Here is a 19,349-nt window from a genome sequence, read left to right as displayed (position 1 = left end):
AGTCTTCTTACAATAGATAAAGAATAATTAAAAATTGTAAACCAAGGGTTTGCATTGCTCTCTCCCAGAGGCTGCTATTAGACTGTTTAAGCCTAACCCCTGTAATGAGTTGAAAAATCTCCGTAAATATTCTTTTGCCGTTCAGAAGAGAGGAATAGTTGATCATGTCACAACAACAACCCACCGTAACCCCCAAATTAGAAGAACCCAAGTTTGGTTTTAATGAATATGCCGAACGTTTGAATGGTAGAGCTGCTATGATTGGCTTTATATTGATGGTAGTGATAGAATATGCCACCAATCAAGGTGTACTGGCATGGCTGGGTTTGAAGTAGTTCCATCTGCAAGCTGGTTTTCAGTTGTAAGCTAGTAATTAGAAGAGTTGAAACCAGCTGGAGTATCCAACTGGTTTCAGTATTATTCAGCAAATAGTGAACCGTCTGTGGCTATTAGATATATTGCAGATTGTCTATGTTATTCTAGGCAGGAAATTACCACATACCAGAGGGTGAATTACCATATCTCTGTTTTTACTCCGAACAATTATAATCTGAGATACCTTAATAGCCCCAGATCAGAAAGGTATATTACGGTTGCCTACTTGAGTAAATTCATATAAAAATTTAATTGGAACTAAGTAAGCTGTGATGAACGCTGTATTACCTCGTTTTTTGAAGTCAGCCTACCGGAAAGAACCTATCATCAGTGCATTGGTGACAATAGGTGTGGTAGATGCGCTAATTGGTGGTTTAGATGATAGCTGGTCATTATTTACTTTTGGTTTGGGAATGGCAGGAATAGCACTGTGCTTGAAGGTATGGAAGATGCAGCAGCAACCCCCTTTACGAGACGATCCTGTAGTCCAACATTATTTACCTTCTCAGTCTTCTAGTCCTCCTTTACCAACAATGAGGGTATCCAAGAAAAGACCACGCCAGTAGATAGTCCTGAATTTCTGACGTTTTCAGAAGTGACGAAAAACTCTCAAGAGTGAGGGAAGAAGGGTAAGTAATAATATTATTCGCTCTTGTCTGAGCTTGGCATTTCTAAGAGTTGTAGCTTTTTTAGTCCCTATTGGACAAGATTTTTATACTCACCCCGCTCATGCTGCTATTGAAATCAACACAAATTCTCTAAACACGAAACGTTTTGTGAATCCTCGACTAATTCACACTTTACGAGGACATACTTCAACCCTTAAATGTCTCAATTTCAGCCCCAATAGCAAATTTTTGGTTAGTGGTGGGTCAGAAAACGAAGGCATGATTCGCTTCTGGAATCCCCAAACTGGCAAAAAGCTGGGTACGATTAACAGAGCGCATCAAGCATCTGTAGACTCTATTTTGATTTCTCCAGATGGTAAAACCCTCACAAGTTGCGGTAGTGACTACAAAATTAACCTTTGGAATCTCAAAACTTTGGAGTTTAGTCGTTCCTTTGTGGGATATAATAGTTCTGTGTTGTCTTTAGCTGTTTCCTCTGATAGTAAAGTTCTCATCAGTGGTGCTTTAGACGGGATTCGTTTGTGGGATTTAAAACAACAGCGCCCTCTAGCTACATTGGTACGCTTTGATCATCTCATTTATACCTTGGCGATGAGTCCTGATGGTCAGACTTTAGCTAGTAGTAATAATAAAGGTGTTGTGAAACTTTGGAATTTGCAGACTGGTAAGTTAATCCGCCAGTTAAACGCACATTATCAAGTTGTGACTGGGTTAGCTTTTACACCTGATGGGGTAACTTTGGTGAGCTCTAGCCGGGATAAAACTATTAAAATTTGGAATTTTAGCAATGGTCAAGCGGTCAAAACTCTGACAGGACATCAAGATTGGGTGAATGCGCTCGCTATCAATCTGCATGACAAAACCCTTGCTAGTGCGGGTAAAGATGGAATTAAATTGTGGGATTTGACTACAGAAAACTTAAAAAATACACTCTCTGCTCATAAGGATTGGGTGAGTGCGATCGCTTTTACTCCAGATGGGAAAATCCTGGCTAGTGGTGGTTTTGATCAAAAAATCAATATTTGGCAGACGCAGTAAATAATGATTCCAGCTTAGAATAAATCACCTGAGCCATCACGTTTTGTCAACCATCTTTCCGATGGATTTAGATTTTAAAATTGATATCAAAATTTCTATTGAAATACTCAATGGCATTTAATATCGTCTTGTTATGATGCTAAAATTCTAAGTAATTGTGAAACCTTGATGAAATTTTTATAACCCCAAGTGAAAATTAAAAGTTTTAACAGTACTTTGCTCAGTATTTATATTGATAGATGCGATTTTGGAATAGGAGTTTTCGCTGCTCGTAACATGAGTAAAGGTGAAGTTATTCTCACTTTCACAGGTAAGGTCATTTCCTTGAGAGAAGCATTAGCCAAAGGAGAAAGAAGCCAATCCTTTGCAAATCGACACTAATACATAGATCGATATACAAGAACCAGGAGTTATTGTCAATCATCATTGCAATCCTAATGCTGGGATTATGAATACAAAAACATTAATAGTATTGACTGATATTTATCAAGGTGAGGAAATTTTATATGATTACTCTACTACTATGAGTGAGAACTCATGGACAATCGTGTCTGGATGTTCTGCTAGGAATTGTAGAAAAATTCTTAAGGCTTTTCATTACCTACTAGATAGCTTCAAGGAACAATATTTAAAACTAGGTATAGTGCAAAATTTCATTGTCCGTGAACACAACTTAAATAGGGAAGTTTGCTTGTAATAAAAATAGTGGAGGGTTGATAGGTGAGAGTTAATAGGGAATATAGGAATTATATCTACATTGAGTTTTTGAGTTGGAAGTAGGGATTTAGCATTGCTAAATCACCAATTTCTTTCAATAAACATTTCAGCAGAAAAGAAGACTATTTAAGAAAATGCTGACAGCAGAACTAGAGATGTAATAGCTAATAGAATTCCCACAATTTTGTAAGGATTTAGGTATTACTGAAAAAAAGTCACACCTACCAATGCTAGTAATACAACCGTAGAAACCGAATAAACAACACCAATTATTGCTAACTTTAGGTGTTTCATGGTATAAACCCAACCAAAAGCTGTAGAAGCTAAGATCACTACACCAAAAATAAACTAACGGGTTTGCAACGCGCTTTCATTGTTGCTGGCAATTTTGAGAAAGTAGTCACCAAGTACACCAAGTGAACTTAATGTGATTGCAATCAATATTGCTATATAGGCTTGATTCATAATCAGGTTTGTACTTAAAGATAATGGTATATTTTACATATACGCAATTCTATTTTAACTTTAAATTGCACACTTCTACAGCAAGCTTTTTTGCCTACTCCATCAGGAGCATATTCTCTGGAAGCAAGAAAACTCATAAAAAAACCCCTGGGTGGGGGACTGTCAGTTATTCGAGTGGAGTGAACAACTAAGTAATAAATACTTACAGTAAATAAAGTAATCCGAACAAAATGATCCAAATTACGTCTATGAAGTGCCAGTACAGTTGAGCGGCTTAAATACCGAAATGCTTTTTGTTGCTGTAATGACCAACAGTACGCGCTCAGCAAAACACTGCCAAAATAGCCAAAACGCCGATAGTGACCTGCAAACCGTGAAAACCAGTTAGCACCTAAAATGCACTATTTTATAGGTTATGTTAAAATATATACAAGCATTTATTAAGCTGAGTATATAAGAATGGAGGGAAAAACAGCCAATCCTGCTATTCGTCACTGTATGATTCATGATGGCAAAACCCAAGGCATATATATAGATGATAATGCTAAAGCAATAGTAGAAGATTGTGAGATTGTTGCTAATACTTATCCTGGTGTTACCATTAAAAATGGTAGTAATCCAACTATCCGACGCTGTAAAATTCATGATGGGAAATCTAACAGCCTTTGGAGCACAGATAAATGATAGCCTTTGTTATTAAATTACAATGAATTTAAACTAATTATTCCAAAAAATATGAAACTGCAACTAGTCAATATAACTTATGAAATTGAAGTTGAACCAGGAGAAAAATTAATTCTACCTGAATCTATTAGAGAAAGTATAGGAGCGGGAAATTGGATAATTACTATCCAATCAAAACTAGATTCTTCGCCAGTTACTCGCAGTCATGACGCATTTTTAAAAGGCTATACTCCAGAAGATGAAGGACTCTATGACGACTATACAACCGGGTGAATTCTGGGTCGTATTACTTTTACAAATACTATAAGTTCTAGAAAACGCCCAATCCTTATACTTTGGTGAGACGGAAATGATATTTATTGTAGCCGCAGTAATCACATCTGCACAACCACGTACATAGCGAGATGTATTTTAAATGATTGGTAAATTGCTGGTCTGCGCGTTCCCTCAACTGTAAGGTTATCTAGACTTGATTGCCTAGAAAAGTCTTTGTTAATAGCGACAGTTGGACAAATTTCTGAACCAGATGCAAAAGTATTAAAAACTATATGGGATGCCTTTATTAAACCTCAATTTAAGTTTTCAAATTTAGTTTGAAGTAATTGCAATAAAAAACCCCCCTGGGTGGGGGAGTGTCAGTTATTCGCGTGGAGTGAACAACTAAGTAATAAATACTTACAGTAAATAAAGTAATCCGAACAAAATGATCCAAATTACATCTACGAAGTGCCAGTAAAGTTCAGTGGCTTGAATACCGAAGTGCTTTTGGTTGCTATAGTGACCAGGAGTACCCGATCGCCACAACACCGCCAAAATGGCTAAAACGCCGATAGTGACGTGCAAACCGTGAAAACCAGTTAAAACGTAAAATGTGCTAGCGAACAAATTGGTAGTCAAACCAAATTCGAGATGGGTATATTCATAAACCTGACCCACCAAAAAAACTGCACCCATAGCCGCTGTAATAGCTAACCAGCTACGCATTCCCTTTTCATCATTCTTTTTGATCGCAGTATCAGCATTGTGCATGACAAAGCTGCTGGCAATCAGGTTAACGGTATTTACACCAGGTAGCAACAGTTCTAACTTCGGTGTTCCAGCAGGAGGCCACACAGGTAAGGTAGAACGGAAAGCTAAATAAGCGCCGAACATACCCAGAAAAATCATTCCTTCCGCAATCAGAAAGACAACCAAACCAAACAAACGATGGTCTGGATGTGCTTCATGATGGTCAACTGTTGCAGCGTGGTGATGATTCGCTTCTATTTTCGCTGGGTCAATTATTTGACTTTGCATGAATTTTTAAATTGGTAATTGGTAATTGGTAATTGGGCATTGGGCATTGGGCATTGGGCATTGGGCATTGGGAAGTATAGTAAAAATATTTATCTTTCTGTTGCGTCTTGCCTCTTGCCTTTTGTCTTCCTCTTCATTTACACATTGGACTCAATTGTGGGATAGGGTTCGTCTAGTTTGATACTTAATACTTTATTAACATCAACAATTTTTTCACTTACGCCGTAGTCATAAGGTCCTGTGGTTAAAACAGGGAGTTTTTCAAAATTCTCAATGGCTGGTGGTGAAGTAGTCATCCATTCTAGGGTAAGACCGCGCCAAGGATTATTAGCTGCTTTAGGTCCATATAACCAACTCCATACGGCATTGATAATAAAGGGTAATGTGGAAATAGCTAGGATATAAGACCCGTAGGTACAGATTTCATTCAAAGAAGTGAATTTGGAGTCATATTGGGCAATACGGCGATTCATACCCATCATTCCCAGCTTGTGCATGGGTAAAAAAGTCATATTCAGACCAACAATGGTCAAAACTGCGTGAACCTTACCCCAAAATTCGTTTATCATTCGTCCCGTCATTTTCGGGAACCAATGATAAATGGCTGCAAAAATTCCTAGTACGCTACCGCCAAAGAGAACGTAGTGTAGGTGCGCAACGACAAAATAGGTATCGTGAACGTGAATATCAAAAGGTACTGATGCCAACATCACACCACTGATACCGCCAATCACAAATGTTCCCAAAAAACCCATTGCAAAAATCATGGGACTATTGAGGCTGATTTTGCCACCCCAGATAGTTGCTAACCACCCGAAAATTTTGATTCCGGTAGGAACAGCGATGATCATTGTTGTGATCATGAAAAACATCCGCAACCAACCAGGGATGCCGCTGGTAAACATGTGGTGCGCCCAGACGATTAACCCTAAAAAGCTGATAGCAAGGGAAGAATAGGCGATCGCTTTATAACCAAAAATGGGCTTACGGGCATGAACTGGAAGAATTTCTGAAATTGCCCCAAAGAAAGGCAAGATCATGATGTAAACTGCTGGATGGGAGTAGAACCAAAACATATGTTGGTAAACCACCGGATCACCACCACCAGTCGGATTGAAAAATGTTGTCCCTGCGAGTAAGTCAAAAGCCAGCAAAATCAGCGCTCCGGACAGAACTGGTGTAGATACCAGCACTAATGCTGAAGTTGCCAACATTGCCCAACAGAACAAGGGCATTTGATGGACTCCCATGCCGGGGACACGCATTTTGAGGATCGTGACGAGAAAGTTAATCGCCCCCAAAATCGAAGAAGTTCCCAACAACAGGACACTGGTAATCCAAATTGCCTCACCTACTTGACCTGTTACCAAACTTAAGGGAGGGTAGGAAGTCCAACCTGCATCCGGTGCATCACCCACAGCCAAACTTAGGGTCAGCAACACACCCGCAGGGGGAATCATCCAAAAAGCCACCGCATTTAAGCGAGGAAAAGCCATATCCCTAGCCCCAATCATCAGGGGGATGAGATAGTTCGCAAAACCTGCCCCTGCTGGAACAATCCACAGGAAAATCATGATTGTGGCGTGGAGTGTAAACAGGCTGTTATAAACTTCTGGGGTGACAAAATCTATATCTGGTGTACGGAGTTCTGTCCGCACCAAGTCAGCCATCACGCCCCCAATACAGTAGAAAATAAATGATGTGACTAGGTATTGAATACCAATTACTTTATGGTCGGTGCTGAATGTAAAAAATTCCCACCACTTTCTATCCCCTGGTTCTTCTCGGAGGGTGGGAATATGAGCGGTTTCTTGTAATTGTGCTTGAGTCATAGTCAATTAGTTATTGGTCATTAGTCATTAGTCATTAGCCGTTGACTAATGGTGGACTTGATGCAGCATTTCTGGATGAATGCCCATATCTTTGCTGTAAGGGGCGAGAAATTTGTCTACTGACATATTATTTGCTGGGTTAATGGACACAGCTTGATTTAGGGTATCTTTACTAGCAACTAGCTGTTCTTGCATCCAACTATCAAAAGCTGGTTGGGACTCTACCACCACTTGGGTTCTCATTGCACCGTGGTAGGGGCCACACAACTCAGCACAAATTAAGGAATAATCACCGGGAGTTTTGGGTGTGAAGCGAATCTCGGTTTGTCTACCGGGGATCACATCTTGTTTCAGGCGGAATTCTGGAATCCAAAAGGCATGGATGACATCGTTAGCTGTCATGTTCATTTGTACTTCGCGCCCTATGGGTACGTGGAGTTCACCTGTAGTGACACCTGTATCTGGATAGGTGAAAATCCAAGCGTACTGGAGTGCAGAGACGTTAACGACTAATTGCGATGCTTGTCCCTCTTTTTCCCGACTTGCGCCCAAAGTGGGAGCAACACTACCAACACCGGAACCATTGTGCATTTGGGGAGTGTCAGGATTGGGGACGGCTGCAGTGGAAGGGTCTTGCATAGCCTCGTCTGATTTTTCCTGGTTCAGATTTGGTTCTGTGCTACCTGGTGTATCACTTAAGGTAACAGCTATAGCAGTTCCTGGCATGGAGATTGATTCTTGCATGATCGCTGCTTCGTGGGCTGTATGGGGATTGAAGCCGCCGATTTCGTTGTATACATCAAAGCTATATACAGAAATGCCGATGACGATAATTGCTGGGATCGCTGTCCAGAGGATTTCTAGAGGTACATTACCTTCAATTGGTGGACCGTCTTCGTTGTCACCTGCACGCCGACGATATTTGAAGATGGAGTAAACTAATACACCTTCAACTATTAAAAATATACTCGTAGAAACGGTCATCATCGCATTAAATAGACCATCTATCAATACGGCTTCATCTGATGCGGCCGTGGGTAACAGACCGTGATTTTGACCGTACCAAAGGCTGGCTAGGGTGAGGACGATGCCAATGAGTAACGTCCAGATCGAACTTGGAATTTTCACGGCTTACTTAATGGAATTGATTACGTTATTTCAAACTAACTCACTTACTAAGGTAGTGCAGGCTACGGAATATAGATTATAAATATCTGAAATTTTTATTAATTTTTTTGACTAGGTTACTAATCTTGAGTAAAGGTATTCATATTGATGTTGTCAACAATAAATGATAATTAACACCAAAACTTAAGGAAAATGTTGGCAATTATTTAGGAAAATCTAAATAATTGCCAACATTTAATTATTCACATCTTAAAAAATACCTAAATCTTACAGCTAAAAGTGGCTAGAGTGATTCAAAGTATAGGGGAAAGGCAATTTTTAAACCTTAGCTCATAGGTTAGGGTGGAAATAGGTCTGGACTGATCAAATAGTAAATTTTAAGAATATCTACCTCAAGCGGGCAGAAGGTATCGTTGATGAACGAATTTGTCCTACAACAGCAAAATGAAGCGGCAACCCAACACAATAGCCCCAAGGAAGTAATTCGTCGCTTGGTGTGGAAGATTTGCATAGCCACCTTAATTTTGATGGCCATAGGCAGTGCCACCCGCGTGATGAATGCTGGACTTGCTTGCCCAGACTGGCCTTTGTGCTATGGAGAATTGGTGCCGGCTAAAGAAATGAATCTCCAGGTGTTCTTGGAGTGGTTTCACAGAATGGATGCGGCTTTGATTGGTTTTAGCGTGATCGCTCTTTTGGGTTTATCCTGGTGGCATCGTCGTGTTCTACCCAACTGGCTGCCTTGGGCTTCTGCATTTGCGCTGTTCTTAATCGTTTTCCAAGGTGTTTTGGGAGGGCTTACCGTTACCGAATTGCTGCGGTTTGATATTGTTACCGCCCATTTGGGAACGGCGCTATTATTTTTTACTACCCTCCTAGTCATCGGTACAGCACTTAGCCCGTATCAGGGAACTGGAACGGTTGGTAAGCTGCCTTGGGTGGGTTTAGCTGCCTCTATTTTCGTTTACTTACAAAGTCTACTAGGTGCTGTGCTAGGTTCTCGCTGGGCGCTACACCAATGTTTTATTGGGGATCAACTCTGTGGAGTGATGTACAGCCATATCTTTGGTTTAGTGCCACCGTCGGTAGCAACGTTAGCAGTTGTATTAATTTCCTGGCGTACACCAGCACTGCACCCAGCCTTGCGAAAATTGGCAAATCTGGCGGGTGGGTTGTTAATTTTACAACTAGTTTTAGGAGTTGCCACCTTCCGGCTACATTTACAAGTCGAACCTCTCACTGTTTCTCATCAAGCCATTGGTGCAACTTTGTTAGGTAGTTTGGTTGTGTTCACAGTTTTAGCAGTACGGGACTGGTTTGCTAATCGAGAAATCAAAATTGCGAATGGGTAATTGGTGATTCTTCCCCAGTCCCCAGTCCCTAATCCCCAATCCCCTCAGTTATTGACAAATTAAGGAAAGAGAGAGAGCCAACATGATTGAGACTAATGTCTCTCGTCGCCACCACGATACATTTCTACAAGTAATTCAGAGTTACTACCAGCTAACCAAACCCCGAATTATTCCTTTGCTGTTGATTACGACTGCGGGGAGTATGTGGATAGCTGCTAAGGGGCAGGTTGATCCCTGGTTGTTGATTGTGACTTTGATTGGTGGTACTTTGGCTGCTGCCAGCGCCCAAACGATTAACTGTATCTATGACCGTGATATAGATCATGACATGGAACGGACGCGCCATCGTCCTATGCCTTCTGGTAGGGTTCAGCCCCGTGATGCTCTGATTTTTGCGATCGCACTGGCTGTTGCTTCTTTTACCCTCCTGACGGTATTCGCCAATTTACTGGCAGCGGTTTTAGCATTTTCTGGCATCGTTTTTTATGTTTTAGTCTATACACATTGGCTAAAACGCCATAGCACTCAAAATATTGTTATTGGTGGTGCTGCTGGAGCAATACCCGCTTTGGTGGGTTGGGCAGCGGTTACTGATACTTTAAGCTGGGCTGCTTGGCTGATTTTTGCGATCGTTTTTTTGTGGACTCCTCCTCATTTCTGGGCTTTGGCTTTGATGATTCGTGATGATTATGCCAAGGTGGGTATACCTATGTTACCTGTGGTTGCTGGTGATCAGGCAACGGTACGCCAGATTTGGTACTACACTATGCTAACAGTGATTACAACAGTTTTGCTGTTTTATCCTTTACACGCTAGTGGTGTTGTCTATGCAGTTATCGCTTTAAGTTTGGGTGGATTTTTCATCCACAAAGCTTGGCGTTTGTTGCAAAGTCCAGAGGATCGAACTGTGGCTAGGGAGTTGTTTCTTTATTCCATTTCCTACATGATGCTTTTGTGTCTGGGGATGGTGATTGATAGTCTTCCTTTTACTCGCAGTCTGGTGACGGGTGTGGTTAGTTATTTGCATTTGCTTTAGGTAAGTGTTAAGAGCGATCGCATTTTCATTTTTTTGGAGAGCGATCGCTTTTTTTTACAGCCATTTTCAGTCAGATAGATGAACACATCTAGATTTGGCTTGGCGCAAAGACGCAAAGGAGCAAAGAGCAATTGTTATTTAAGCCGAGTCAAAGAGATTAGAGAATTTTGGAAAATTACCTTTAAAAAAATTACCATCATGTCTTTCATGTCTTTGTAGCGACTTTATGAAATTTTAGGACATTTAATTTGTATAATGTCCTACTAATTTACCTTTGTAGCCAGCCTTTTAGGGAGCAAGGCGATTTTGTGAGGTGGGGCAAAAAGTATGCTTTTAGCTACGCCAACCACAGACATGGCTAAAATATTTTTCTGGAATTAAAGTAAAATAAATCACATCAAACAAATAAAATTCCAAGACAGAGTATCTTCTCAAAATATCCTAAGAAGACTTGCATTCAATAATTCGTGGCTGGTGGGAATAAACTGCTTAGGTGAGTAATCAAATAAGCAGGTATTGACTACCATAGAAAATTCTGTTAAATGGGAGTTGTAGGTATAAAATATTAGACAGTTTGAAGATGGATAAAAGAGGTAAAAATGGAATTACAGAAATTATGCCAACTTCCAGCTATCCATTGACAAGGAAGATGTAACAAATATAACATAAGTCTCCCATTTTCTTTTAACCAAAATTCACTGTTTTCTTTCATTCTGAAATTGACAACTTGTATGTATACAAGATTTTAATTGTACGGTAAATGGTTTTTATCGATATTTTAATCGTACGGTAAATGATTTTTATCGATGCCTATTTTAGGTTTAGTAATCGCCTTGCTCCGGCCTTTTAAAAATCCTTATAAATGGGAAACTGATAAAATTTTCTTTTGTTTTGTATAGATAAGCTGAGAAATTTCCTGTTTAAAACTATCCTCTACATGTCCTTTTTCTCCTGCATATTTTCTTATTACACCAAATAATCCTTTCCTATTTTCTCATCTTTTATTATCATCTTTCGATCTGTTATTATGGCTATAATCTGTGAAAATAAAATCAATACTTCTAGCCTGAAAATATGTACCTCCAAGTTCTTTACTAAATGCCATATCTTTCTCCTAGATTTGTGATTATTTATTTCATCAATAAAATTTAATAATCCAATTAATAATAACTCTCCAGAACTCATGAAAAACTGAGCTAACGGGACTTAAACAAAAATAAAGCCCAAATGTAGCCCAAACTGGCTTGATAAGAAGTAAACACGTCCGGATTCCAGTTAAACCAATCAATAAATAGAAAAGATATGGCTGTTCTCAACGCTTCTAAAGCTTCAGTAAAAGTATTCAAAGGTTTCTTAGCCCACCTTGGTCTTAATCCTCCAGTCCACTGATGGCCAAGAATAAAAGTGTAGGCACAGAAAACCAAAATAAAATGGCGCAGTCAACTGCTGTTATCTCCAACTTGATATTCTTTGAGTCCTCACCATCCCTTGGCTTCCCTGTAAACAACTTCTACCCAATTTCTTTAAGAATATGTATCAACTATCCATTGGGGTGTGACAGTTGATGAAGAAACATTGGTCATAAAGTAGTCCATATCAGTGGCTTCAGAGAAAGTAGAACCGTTGATGACGATAGCAATATTGCCCTTTCCAGTTAAGGCTGATATTTCTACTTCTTTAGTTACTACCCATAATGTTTTGGTTTTATCTAACTCCAGTTGAATTTCTGTAAAAGCCTCTTGGGGTAAACTTTGTGCTAATTCATCTAACCTAATTATTTGTGGACTATCCTCTTGGTCACTGGCAAGGACTTTGGGATTTTTAGCTAATCCTCCTAACTACTTTAAATTCCGATTTTCTATCTTTAAACCCACATTCCGCACCCTAAACTGTCACAGAGAGAAATTACGGAGAGAAAAAATCCAAGGCAGCATAAAAATAAACATATGCAGTGATAAAAGGCATTGGAGAAACAGTAAAGCACCAAAAATAGCATCAAAAGCTATTCTCAATAAGGAGCAATAAGAAAGAACACCGCCCAGAGGAGTCAACAGATCAATGAAGATATTCAAGAGATAAATCATAACTTAGACTCATAGATTGAAGTAAAAAAAGAAATTCTAGTAAAATAGAGCTATAAATCAAAGACATGAGGTTATTTGCTGATAGAAATTAAATTAATAGAGAGAAAAACTAGGTAAGTAATTGATAGTAGGGAAAACAATGATATGGTAAAAAATTCACAATGAAATCTCTCTCTTGAGTCCAGTGACAGATGTGTTTTTCTTGGTTAAGAGTAACTAAATAAATAGACTGAAAGCATTGAAAAGTCCAGCGTAAAGTGGGGCAGTCAGTTGGTTTGCCAAATTGATTTTTTACTGTTGATTTAGACTCTCTCGAAGGGGTTCTAATTTGTCGTTGCCCTAAAGTATAAACCAGCAGAGATAAACCCATAATCATTCCCAGGGACTCTATTCTCTCTGGACTTTTTAGGAAAATACTGTCTGCAAAAAATAATTGGTATTTGAGAAAAGCAAACCCTCTCTCGCAAGACTGTTGAGCTTTATATTCACTCAAGATGGAGTCATGGGTAAGTTCATTGGAATCCAAAAGGTTTGTAGCAATAATAAAAGGCCCTGCCCTCAGAAATTCTGTATTAATTTTACTTTCATTCTGGGAGAATGTAGCTGATATTTCAGAGGATATCTCTCCTAAACTATCTTTTTTCTTAGATTTGATTTGAGTAACTTTACTCTGGTTAATTTGGTGATATTTGAATTGTTTGAATAGTTTAGATAACCCCTTGATAGCATCAGCTTCACAAGCAAATTTTTCTGGTGATAACTTTTTCAAATCTTGCACAGCTTTTGATTGTGCCTTGGTAACTTTTTGTGAGAGTTTACCCAGGTCTGGTTCTCTTCTTTCTTGACTCTGTTTAAACTACTAACCATCTTTGTTCTATTCCTGCATAATTTACTGTTTTTGAAGCTAGTTTATATCCGGGTAAGTTACTATCAACAAATCCTAGTTCTGGCAATGTTGATATTAATGATCGTGCTGATTCTACGCTTAATGGCAGTGGACATAACCAGCTTAAATCTGACATCATTTTCAGATTTGATTCTGTATATAAGGCCAAGTCTGCTACTATGAGACTGTTAACTTTTAGTTAACTTTTAATTGTTTTTGGTACTCTACTGCTATTTTACCAAAGCATGATGAATCTGCTTGGTTTCCCGATGCTAGTTTTAAAAATATATATTGGTATGTCTCCATCTCATGAAGATATCATTTCTATGATGAACTGTTTTAACTCCGGTCTATGGTCACCAGAATAACCGTAGGTGATGGTTATTTCTTTTGGTGATTTTACTGGTAATTCTTCTATTTCTTGATTATTTACTACTTTTTGACTCTCAAATATTACTTCTGGTAAGCTGGTATTATATTGCCCATGTATGTGCATTTATGATGAGTCTAGATGCCCTGCTCATAGGGATACTCCAAATTTTTGGGCTGCTTTTAAGGCGACAATAAAAAATATTCTATCCAATCCTTTTATAAATAGTTTATCTATGACTCTCCCCAGTTTATCGTCCTTGAGATATTCTGGTGTTACTCCTGCTCCTATTAGATGGTCACAGGCGATTGTTTCAAAATCTTGGGGAAACATATATACGGGTTTCTATACAAATCCTAACCCGTTGATCATCATGGGTTTTACTACATGACCCGGACTTACTTTCTCTCCAATTTCAAGGACTATTTCTACGACTCCTATGGCGTCTATTATTCCTGCTACTATGACTAAATGGTCTAGGTTTTGAATTTCCATTTTTTGAAGCTTTGATTTCACAACAGAATTATCTACAACTCCTGTTGTGATTCAATCATTTCTTCTTCTGTTCTAATTTAATTTTTAAATCATTAAATTTTCTCTTCTTTTATCTTCTTTACAAAACTTTATTCTCTCACTCTATTGCCATTTTAATTATACTTATTCTTATTAAGCCTTTTCTTCCTTGCAGGAGCTTTAGTTCTGGTGTACTACTATCTGTGACCGTTAGTGTACAGTTAGGGTGCGGAAGGTGCGTTTAATAAGAAAGATGTATTGTGGCGATATCCCGTATCTATAATCACTATTCCCGGTTGATAACCACGGCTTAAGGTCAGATGTATTAATTTAATTCCTAACTCAGGTTTATTCTCAAATAGAGGGTCTTGTTTCCCTTTGGGTCAAGAATCACCGTGGTTATATAACTCTATATCTAATGGTAAGCTTTTACTGCCATCATATAGATTAGATGTGTTGTTACTACTACTATTCCAGTATCCCTTTTCCCAATTTCTCCAATATATTTTCTTCCTACGCCATCCCTAAAATTCCCCCTTTTTCTATGGCCATAATCATCAATTATTAAGCTAAATCCTCTGGTGATTCTTCTCTGACTACACTTGTTCATAGTCTCTAACCGACGCTCATTGACTTGGGAACTGGACCAAGGTGCTTCAGTGAAAAGGTGGTGTCATCGGTGGTAGTTCACCCCTAGGGCATTCTCTGCCATTTGAAATAGGTTTTTTCTCTCACTTTCACCCAATCATCCCCCTAAATCATGTCTAAACTCTCTTCTTTCCCCTTGATGAGTAAATACATCATCAAATGATAGAATCTTTCAAACCATGGCGCCATTGCTGGGGCACTGGTTTCTTTCATCAGCTTCTTTGAACGTGAAAGCTACACCGAAATCCCATTATACTTCTTTTTACTATTAACTTTTGTTTCAGTCGCGCTAACCAATGTCCTTCCCTTTCAATCAAGTAGGGTTGTCCTTCAAAGCGATATATTTCTTGATCCAGTTTTTTTTGTTTTGATTTTTTTAAGCCAGAATAGAAATTTTCATCATCTCTCAGTATTTTTCCTAAATTATTTATAATAAAACTGTTTGCTTTACGTAATTCAGATTCTTTTATAGAAGAATCTCTATTCAATATCAATGTGTTAACATCTGACAATCTTGAACCAAATATAAAACTAGCCTCAAAAAATCCATTAAAAATGATCCCTTCGTCTTTTCGATGAGAGAATGTCCATCTTATTGGATTTTTAAGGTAGGTATTTTCTTTCCCGTTAAATTTGAATTTAATCTCACTATTTTCATCACCAATAAATTTAAATAATCTCCTTAACGTATTCCTAGATAATAGCTGGGCTAAAGCTTAGAAAATGGTACTTTTACCAACTCCATTTTCCCCTCTAATCGTATAGACACTCTTTTTAAAAGGAAGTTCTATAGCAAGCAAACTACCTAATGTTTCTGAGATTTTTAATTTGAAGCTCTATCATGGAACGCCAAATAAATATTTATTTAACTACATAGTTTGGGTAGTTTAACGTAAACAGTAAGTTTGATGGAAAACATAACTTAGAATTCAAAACTCAAGAATTTAACTATTTATCATAGCAAAATAAAATATGGTATGATAAATACTTATCTAAAAACCGTGCTGGGTGAAGAACGTAGAGGTAAAACTCAGCACATCTACACACTCAGCACAAAGAATTCTGGTTTATGGCACTGCCAATTGTTGCAATTATTGGTCGCCCCAATGTGGGCAAATCCACTTTAGTTAATCGTCTCGCCGGCGATCAAACGGCGATAGTCCATGATGAACCCGGTGTGACGCGCGATCGCACCTATCGTCCGGCATTTTGGGGAAACCGCGAATTTGTGGTAGTCGATACTGGCGGTTTAGTATTTAACGATGACACCGAATTTCTCCCTTTGATTCGTCAACAGGCATTAATGGCGCTTTCCGAAGCCTGTGCAGCTATTTTTGTAGTCGATGGACAAAGAGGCCCAATGCCAGCGGATCAAGAAATCGCCGATTGGTTACATCAGCAGCCTGTACCAATTTTATTGGCTGTCAACAAATGTGAATCACCAGATCAAGGCTTAATCCAAGCTAGTGGATTTTGGGAACTGGGTTTAGGTGAACCTTACCCGATTTCGGCAATTCATGGTAGCGGTACAGGGGAAATCCTGGATGAATTAATTACCCACGTCCCCAATGTGAAGGATTCACCCGAAGATAATGTGATTAAAGTCGCAATTATCGGTCGTCCCAATGTAGGCAAATCCAGCTTATTGAATGCTTTTGTTGGGGAAGAACGAGCTATCGTTAGCCCCATTTCCGGCACCACTCGTGATACCATTGATACAGAAATTGTTAGAAATGGGCAAACTTACCGCTTAATTGACACCGCCGGTATTCGCAAAAAGAAACATATAGAATACGGTACGGAATTCTTTAGCATTAACCGTGCTTTTAAAGCCATTCGGCGCGCTGATGTAGTGTTATTAGTATTAGACGCTGAAGATGGAGCGACAGAACAAGACCAAAAATTAGCAGGTCGCATTACTGAAGAAGGTCGCGCTTGCATTATCGTGGTTAACAAGTGGGATGCAGTAGAAAAAGACTCTTACACCATCTACGACTATGAAAAAGGTCTAGAAGCACGCTTACATTTTACCGAATGGGCAGATATAATTTTTGTCAGTGCGGTGACAGGACAGCGGGTAGAAAAGATTCTAGAATTGGTGAATAAAGCCGCTCAAGCGCACAAACGTCGTGTCACGACATCCGTAGTTAATGAAGTCCTCACAGACGCTGTTAGCTGGCATTCTCCACCAACATCACGGGGCGGTCGTCAAGGTAAGATATATTATGGTACACAAGTAAGTACCCAACCACCAACCTTTGCTTTATTTGTCAACGATGCACAACGGTTTAATGATAATTATCGCCGTTACATTGAAAGACAGTTCCGCAAACAATTAGGATTTGATGGTACACCGATTCGTTTATTTTGGCGGAGTAAGAAAGTGCGAGAAATGGAACTTGGTAGTCTCAACCGAGCAACTCGCGTAAAATAGTAGTCACTGGTCATTTGCTCATCACTCATGACCAATGACCAATGACAACTGACTAAAAAATGGACTTACTGCGATCGCTGCCTTTAGGATTATATTTAGAACAGCCACAAACTTGGTTACATAGACTAGATCCGCGCGTTAAATTAATTTGGTTATTGAGCTTTCTCACCAGCTATGTTGTTGCTAACAACTATTGGCGCGTTTTACTAGTCGTACTGCTAGTCATTGTTACCCTAATTGCTAGAATTCCACTGAGAGTATGGCGGCAACAAATGGGCTGGCTGTTAGTGCTATCATTTATGGTACTGGCACTTGGTGCGATTAGTCCTGACGGACTAGGTATAAATTATCAGTCCCGTCTACCGCCCAATCAACAAGTATCAACTCAATCAGCAATTCCTCAGAATACTAAAAGCAATTCAGAAACAGCAAGTAGCAAAAAACAATATAGATATGTGCTATTTCATAAAGGACCCGTGAAAGTAAATCGCCGTTCCTTAGATTTAGCAATTAGCCTGAGTACAATAGTATTTACTTTAATTTACAGCACTAACTTATATCTGTTGACAACTGCACCAGAAGAAATAACTTCTGGAATGGAAAGCTTAATGCAACCCCTACGAAGGTTTAAAATACCAGTCACAGAAATCACCCTGAGTCTAACTTTATCTTTGCGGTTTATTCCCCTAGTCTTAGAAGAAATCCAAAACCTAATTCGTTCTGTCATGACTAGAGCAATTAATTGGAAAAAACTAGGATTAAAAGGAGGAGCTAAAGTTTGGTTAATTGTCATTGAAAGACTATTAGAAAACCTGCTTTTACGTGCCGAACAAATGGCAAATGCTATGATGGTAAGAGGTTTTACTAGTCCTAATGAACATCGAGTTAAATGGCAAGAATTAAAATTAGGAACAGGTGATTGGCTGGCTATAGTGATTTTAATTATATTTTGGAGTTTAAGAATAGCCTTGGGTACAGAAGTTTCCTAGAAAATGTTTTAAAACTCGTTGGTGATGTATCCCACAGTTTTGAATCCCCCTATCTATATACACACCACTTCTGTAAAGCCTTCTAAAGGGGGATTTGCATACAATTTAATCTGAGAGGATGTTTGAAAAGTTGGAAAAGGTATAATTTGTAATTCTGTATCCCTTCGGGACACTGCGTGAACGCGAAGCGTGCCGGAGGCTATAGAATCTAGGGTTTGAGCGATTAATATGAGAAGCTTCACTGCCCTATGTACCCTGCGGGAAGCAAGCTATAGCATGACTTTTCAAACACCCTCTGAGACTTGACAAACAACCTCTTAGATTTTATAAACCTTCATCCAATGTAGAAACAAACCTAATCCCCAACCCAATAGGGGAAAGATAGCCCAAAAATATCCAGGACTTGTGAACAGATTCAACAGAATCAAAAATCCATTGACTGCAATAAAAGTAATCAGATGTAATTTGAATTCTTGCTGTTTTTGATTATTAGATATCTGCTGTTTTTTAACTTCAACTTCTTCGGTTAACCATTCTTGTTCCGCAGCTTTTAAGGATTCGGAAGAAACACCTAATTCTGATGCTATTTCTATAATATTTTCCCGTGTAAATTCTCCCTCTTGCTTACGTTTAAAAGCAACTTCAAGAATCTGTTGCATTTCTTCTGAATTGTAAGTCATTATCAATACCTAAAATGGTTAAAAATCATTGTGAGATTTACTTTTGAAGCGGTAGCTACACAACCATGAAAAAATATATTGGCCTTTAGAAACACATTTTATAGCTGGATAAATAATTGCTGTAGTAGTTAAAAACACAAATTTAATAAGAGATTCAGATGTCCTACTTCTTAAATAAATCCGGTATCTGTTG

17 protein-coding genes and 4 pseudogenes are annotated in these 19,349 nt (G+C 38.8%); 11 read left to right on the top strand and 10 right to left on the bottom strand.

The features are described from left to right. The first annotated feature begins 164 nt into the window (after window positions 1–164). From AAZO_RS32870 to AAZO_RS17070, 5 genes are all read left to right on the top strand, one after another. The gene (locus tag AAZO_RS32870) at window positions 165–335 is read left to right on the top strand and encodes a chlorophyll a/b-binding protein (protein ID WP_013192187.1); all 171 of its coding nucleotides are present in this window, start codon (window positions 165–167) and stop codon (window positions 333–335) included. Window positions 336–647: 312 nt separating this feature from the next. Then, a complete protein-coding gene (locus AAZO_RS17085; RefSeq protein ID WP_013192186.1) occupies window positions 648–941 on the top strand; it encodes a hypothetical protein in 294 nt (97 codons plus the stop codon). A gap of 96 nt (window positions 942–1,037) precedes the next feature. Next, window positions 1,038–2,042 (top strand): WD40 repeat domain-containing protein, encoded by a 1,005-nt coding sequence (locus tag AAZO_RS17080; RefSeq protein ID WP_013192185.1) that lies wholly within the window; start codon window positions 1,038–1,040, stop codon window positions 2,040–2,042. Window positions 2,043–2,231: 189 nt separating this feature from the next. Beyond that, complete coding sequence (locus AAZO_RS17075) at window positions 2,232–2,423, top strand: SET domain-containing protein (RefSeq protein WP_013192184.1); 192 nt, start codon at window positions 2,232–2,234, stop codon at window positions 2,421–2,423. A 7-nt stretch (window positions 2,424–2,430) separates the two neighbouring features. After that, window positions 2,431–2,739, top strand: a complete 309-nt coding sequence (locus AAZO_RS17070; protein WP_144031322.1) for an SET domain-containing protein-lysine N-methyltransferase — start codon at window positions 2,431–2,433, stop codon at window positions 2,737–2,739. Window positions 2,740–3,426: 687 nt separating this feature from the next. On the opposite strand, the pseudogene AAZO_RS31055 reads toward AAZO_RS17070, so the two are convergent. After that, a pseudogene (locus tag AAZO_RS31055) lies at window positions 3,427–3,615 on the bottom strand (cytochrome c oxidase subunit 3); the annotation flags it as partial. A gap of 68 nt (window positions 3,616–3,683) precedes the next feature. On the opposite strand from AAZO_RS31055, the gene AAZO_RS17065 reads away from it, so the two are divergent. Next, the gene (locus AAZO_RS17065) at window positions 3,684–3,908 is read left to right on the top strand and encodes a right-handed parallel beta-helix repeat-containing protein (RefSeq protein WP_013192182.1); all 225 of its coding nucleotides are present in this window, start codon (window positions 3,684–3,686) and stop codon (window positions 3,906–3,908) included. Between the two features lie 51 nt (window positions 3,909–3,959). After that, window positions 3,960–4,181, top strand: a complete 222-nt coding sequence (locus AAZO_RS17060; RefSeq protein WP_013192181.1) for a hypothetical protein — start codon at window positions 3,960–3,962, stop codon at window positions 4,179–4,181. Window positions 4,182–4,583: 402 nt separating this feature from the next. On the opposite strand, the gene AAZO_RS17050 is transcribed toward AAZO_RS17060, so the two are convergent. From AAZO_RS17050 to AAZO_RS17040, 3 genes are all read right to left on the bottom strand, one after another. Next, window positions 4,584–5,204: a cytochrome c oxidase subunit 3 gene (locus AAZO_RS17050; RefSeq protein ID WP_013192180.1), complete on the bottom strand. Its 621-nt coding sequence runs from the start codon at window positions 5,202–5,204 to the stop codon at window positions 4,584–4,586. A gap of 137 nt (window positions 5,205–5,341) precedes the next feature. Continuing rightward, entirely contained in the window at window positions 5,342–7,036 is a 1,695-nt protein-coding gene (ctaD, locus tag AAZO_RS17045) for a cytochrome c oxidase subunit I (RefSeq protein WP_013192179.1), read from the bottom strand. A 45-nt stretch (window positions 7,037–7,081) separates the two neighbouring features. After that, a complete protein-coding gene (locus AAZO_RS17040; protein ID WP_013192178.1) occupies window positions 7,082–8,164 on the bottom strand; it encodes a cytochrome c oxidase subunit II in 1,083 nt (360 codons plus the stop codon). Between the two features lie 416 nt (window positions 8,165–8,580). Here AAZO_RS17040 and AAZO_RS17035 point away from each other — a divergent pair, with 416 nt between their 5' ends. Both AAZO_RS17035 and AAZO_RS17030 read left to right on the top strand, forming a co-directional pair. Beyond that, entirely contained in the window at window positions 8,581–9,516 is a 936-nt protein-coding gene (locus AAZO_RS17035) for a COX15/CtaA family protein (protein ID WP_013192177.1), read from the top strand. Window positions 9,517–9,598: 82 nt separating this feature from the next. Continuing rightward, entirely contained in the window at window positions 9,599–10,552 is a 954-nt protein-coding gene (locus AAZO_RS17030; RefSeq protein ID WP_013192176.1) for a heme o synthase, read from the top strand. Between the two features lie 1,196 nt (window positions 10,553–11,748). Here AAZO_RS17030 and AAZO_RS39000 read toward each other — a convergent pair. The 5 genes and pseudogenes from AAZO_RS39000 to AAZO_RS17005 all read right to left on the bottom strand — a co-directional run. Then, a pseudogene (locus AAZO_RS39000) lies at window positions 11,749–12,390 on the bottom strand (transposase family protein); the annotation flags it as partial. A 54-nt stretch (window positions 12,391–12,444) separates the two neighbouring features. Further along, window positions 12,445–12,636: a C4-dicarboxylate ABC transporter gene (locus tag AAZO_RS38995; protein WP_081462806.1), complete on the bottom strand. Its 192-nt coding sequence runs from the start codon at window positions 12,634–12,636 to the stop codon at window positions 12,445–12,447. Window positions 12,637–12,745: 109 nt separating this feature from the next. Further along, window positions 12,746–14,387 (bottom strand): annotated as a pseudogene (locus tag AAZO_RS43945) (IS1634 family transposase). 260 nt (window positions 14,388–14,647) lie between these two features. Beyond that, a pseudogene (locus AAZO_RS31040) lies at window positions 14,648–15,266 on the bottom strand (transposase); the annotation flags it as partial. Next, window positions 15,266–15,541: a hypothetical protein gene (locus AAZO_RS17005; protein WP_041641269.1), complete on the bottom strand. Its 276-nt coding sequence runs from the start codon at window positions 15,539–15,541 to the stop codon at window positions 15,266–15,268. The gene AAZO_RS17005 and the pseudogene AAZO_RS31040, both read right to left, overlap by 1 nt. A 581-nt stretch (window positions 15,542–16,122) precedes the next feature. Here AAZO_RS17005 and der point away from each other — a divergent pair. Both der and AAZO_RS16995 read left to right on the top strand, forming a co-directional pair. Further along, window positions 16,123–17,487, top strand: a complete 1,365-nt coding sequence (gene der / locus AAZO_RS17000) for a ribosome biogenesis GTPase Der (protein WP_013192173.1) — start codon at window positions 16,123–16,125, stop codon at window positions 17,485–17,487. A 59-nt stretch (window positions 17,488–17,546) separates the two neighbouring features. Next, on the top strand, window positions 17,547–18,476 hold the full coding sequence (locus AAZO_RS16995) for an energy-coupling factor transporter transmembrane component T family protein (RefSeq protein WP_013192172.1): 930 nt from the start codon (window positions 17,547–17,549) through the stop codon (window positions 18,474–18,476). A 317-nt stretch (window positions 18,477–18,793) separates the two neighbouring features. On the opposite strand, the gene AAZO_RS16990 is transcribed toward AAZO_RS16995, so the two are convergent. Continuing rightward, complete coding sequence (locus AAZO_RS16990) at window positions 18,794–19,156, bottom strand: 2TM domain-containing protein (protein WP_013192170.1); 363 nt, start codon at window positions 19,154–19,156, stop codon at window positions 18,794–18,796. Between the last annotated feature and the right edge of the window lie 193 nt (window positions 19,157–19,349).

This window comes from 'Nostoc azollae' 0708 (genome assembly GCF_000196515.1).
GTDB classification, from domain to species: domain Bacteria; phylum Cyanobacteriota; class Cyanobacteriia; order Cyanobacteriales; family Nostocaceae; genus Trichormus_B; species Trichormus_B azollae.
Note: the sequence above shows the minus strand (reverse complement) of the source record. Positions and strands in the feature narration are given on the sequence as shown.

What these genes read in the sequence shown, in the direction of transcription:
- AAZO_RS32870 (WP_013192187.1), top strand. Translation starts at nt 165, where the DNA reads ATGTCACAACAACAACCCACCGTAACCCCCAAATTAGAAGAACCCAAG.
- AAZO_RS17085 (WP_013192186.1), top strand. Translation starts at nt 648, where the DNA reads ATGAACGCTGTATTACCTCGTTTTTTGAAGTCAGCCTACCGGAAAGAA.
- AAZO_RS17065 (WP_013192182.1), top strand. Translation starts at nt 3,684, where the DNA reads ATGGAGGGAAAAACAGCCAATCCTGCTATTCGTCACTGTATGATTCAT.
- AAZO_RS17060 (WP_013192181.1), top strand. Translation starts at nt 3,960, where the DNA reads ATGAAACTGCAACTAGTCAATATAACTTATGAAATTGAAGTTGAACCA.
- AAZO_RS17050 (WP_013192180.1), bottom strand. Translation starts at nt 5,204, where the DNA reads ATGCAAAGTCAAATAATTGACCCAGCGAAAATAGAAGCGAATCATCAC.
- ctaD (WP_013192179.1), bottom strand. Translation starts at nt 7,036, where the DNA reads ATGACTCAAGCACAATTACAAGAAACCGCTCATATTCCCACCCTCCGA.
- AAZO_RS17035 (WP_013192177.1), top strand. Translation starts at nt 8,581, where the DNA reads ATGAACGAATTTGTCCTACAACAGCAAAATGAAGCGGCAACCCAACAC.
- AAZO_RS17030 (WP_013192176.1), top strand. Translation starts at nt 9,599, where the DNA reads ATGATTGAGACTAATGTCTCTCGTCGCCACCACGATACATTTCTACAA.
- AAZO_RS38995 (WP_081462806.1), bottom strand. Translation starts at nt 12,636, where the DNA reads ATGATTTATCTCTTGAATATCTTCATTGATCTGTTGACTCCTCTGGGC.
- der (WP_013192173.1), top strand. Translation starts at nt 16,123, where the DNA reads ATGGCACTGCCAATTGTTGCAATTATTGGTCGCCCCAATGTGGGCAAA.
- AAZO_RS16995 (WP_013192172.1), top strand. Translation starts at nt 17,547, where the DNA reads ATGGACTTACTGCGATCGCTGCCTTTAGGATTATATTTAGAACAGCCA.
- AAZO_RS16990 (WP_013192170.1), bottom strand. Translation starts at nt 19,156, where the DNA reads ATGACTTACAATTCAGAAGAAATGCAACAGATTCTTGAAGTTGCTTTT.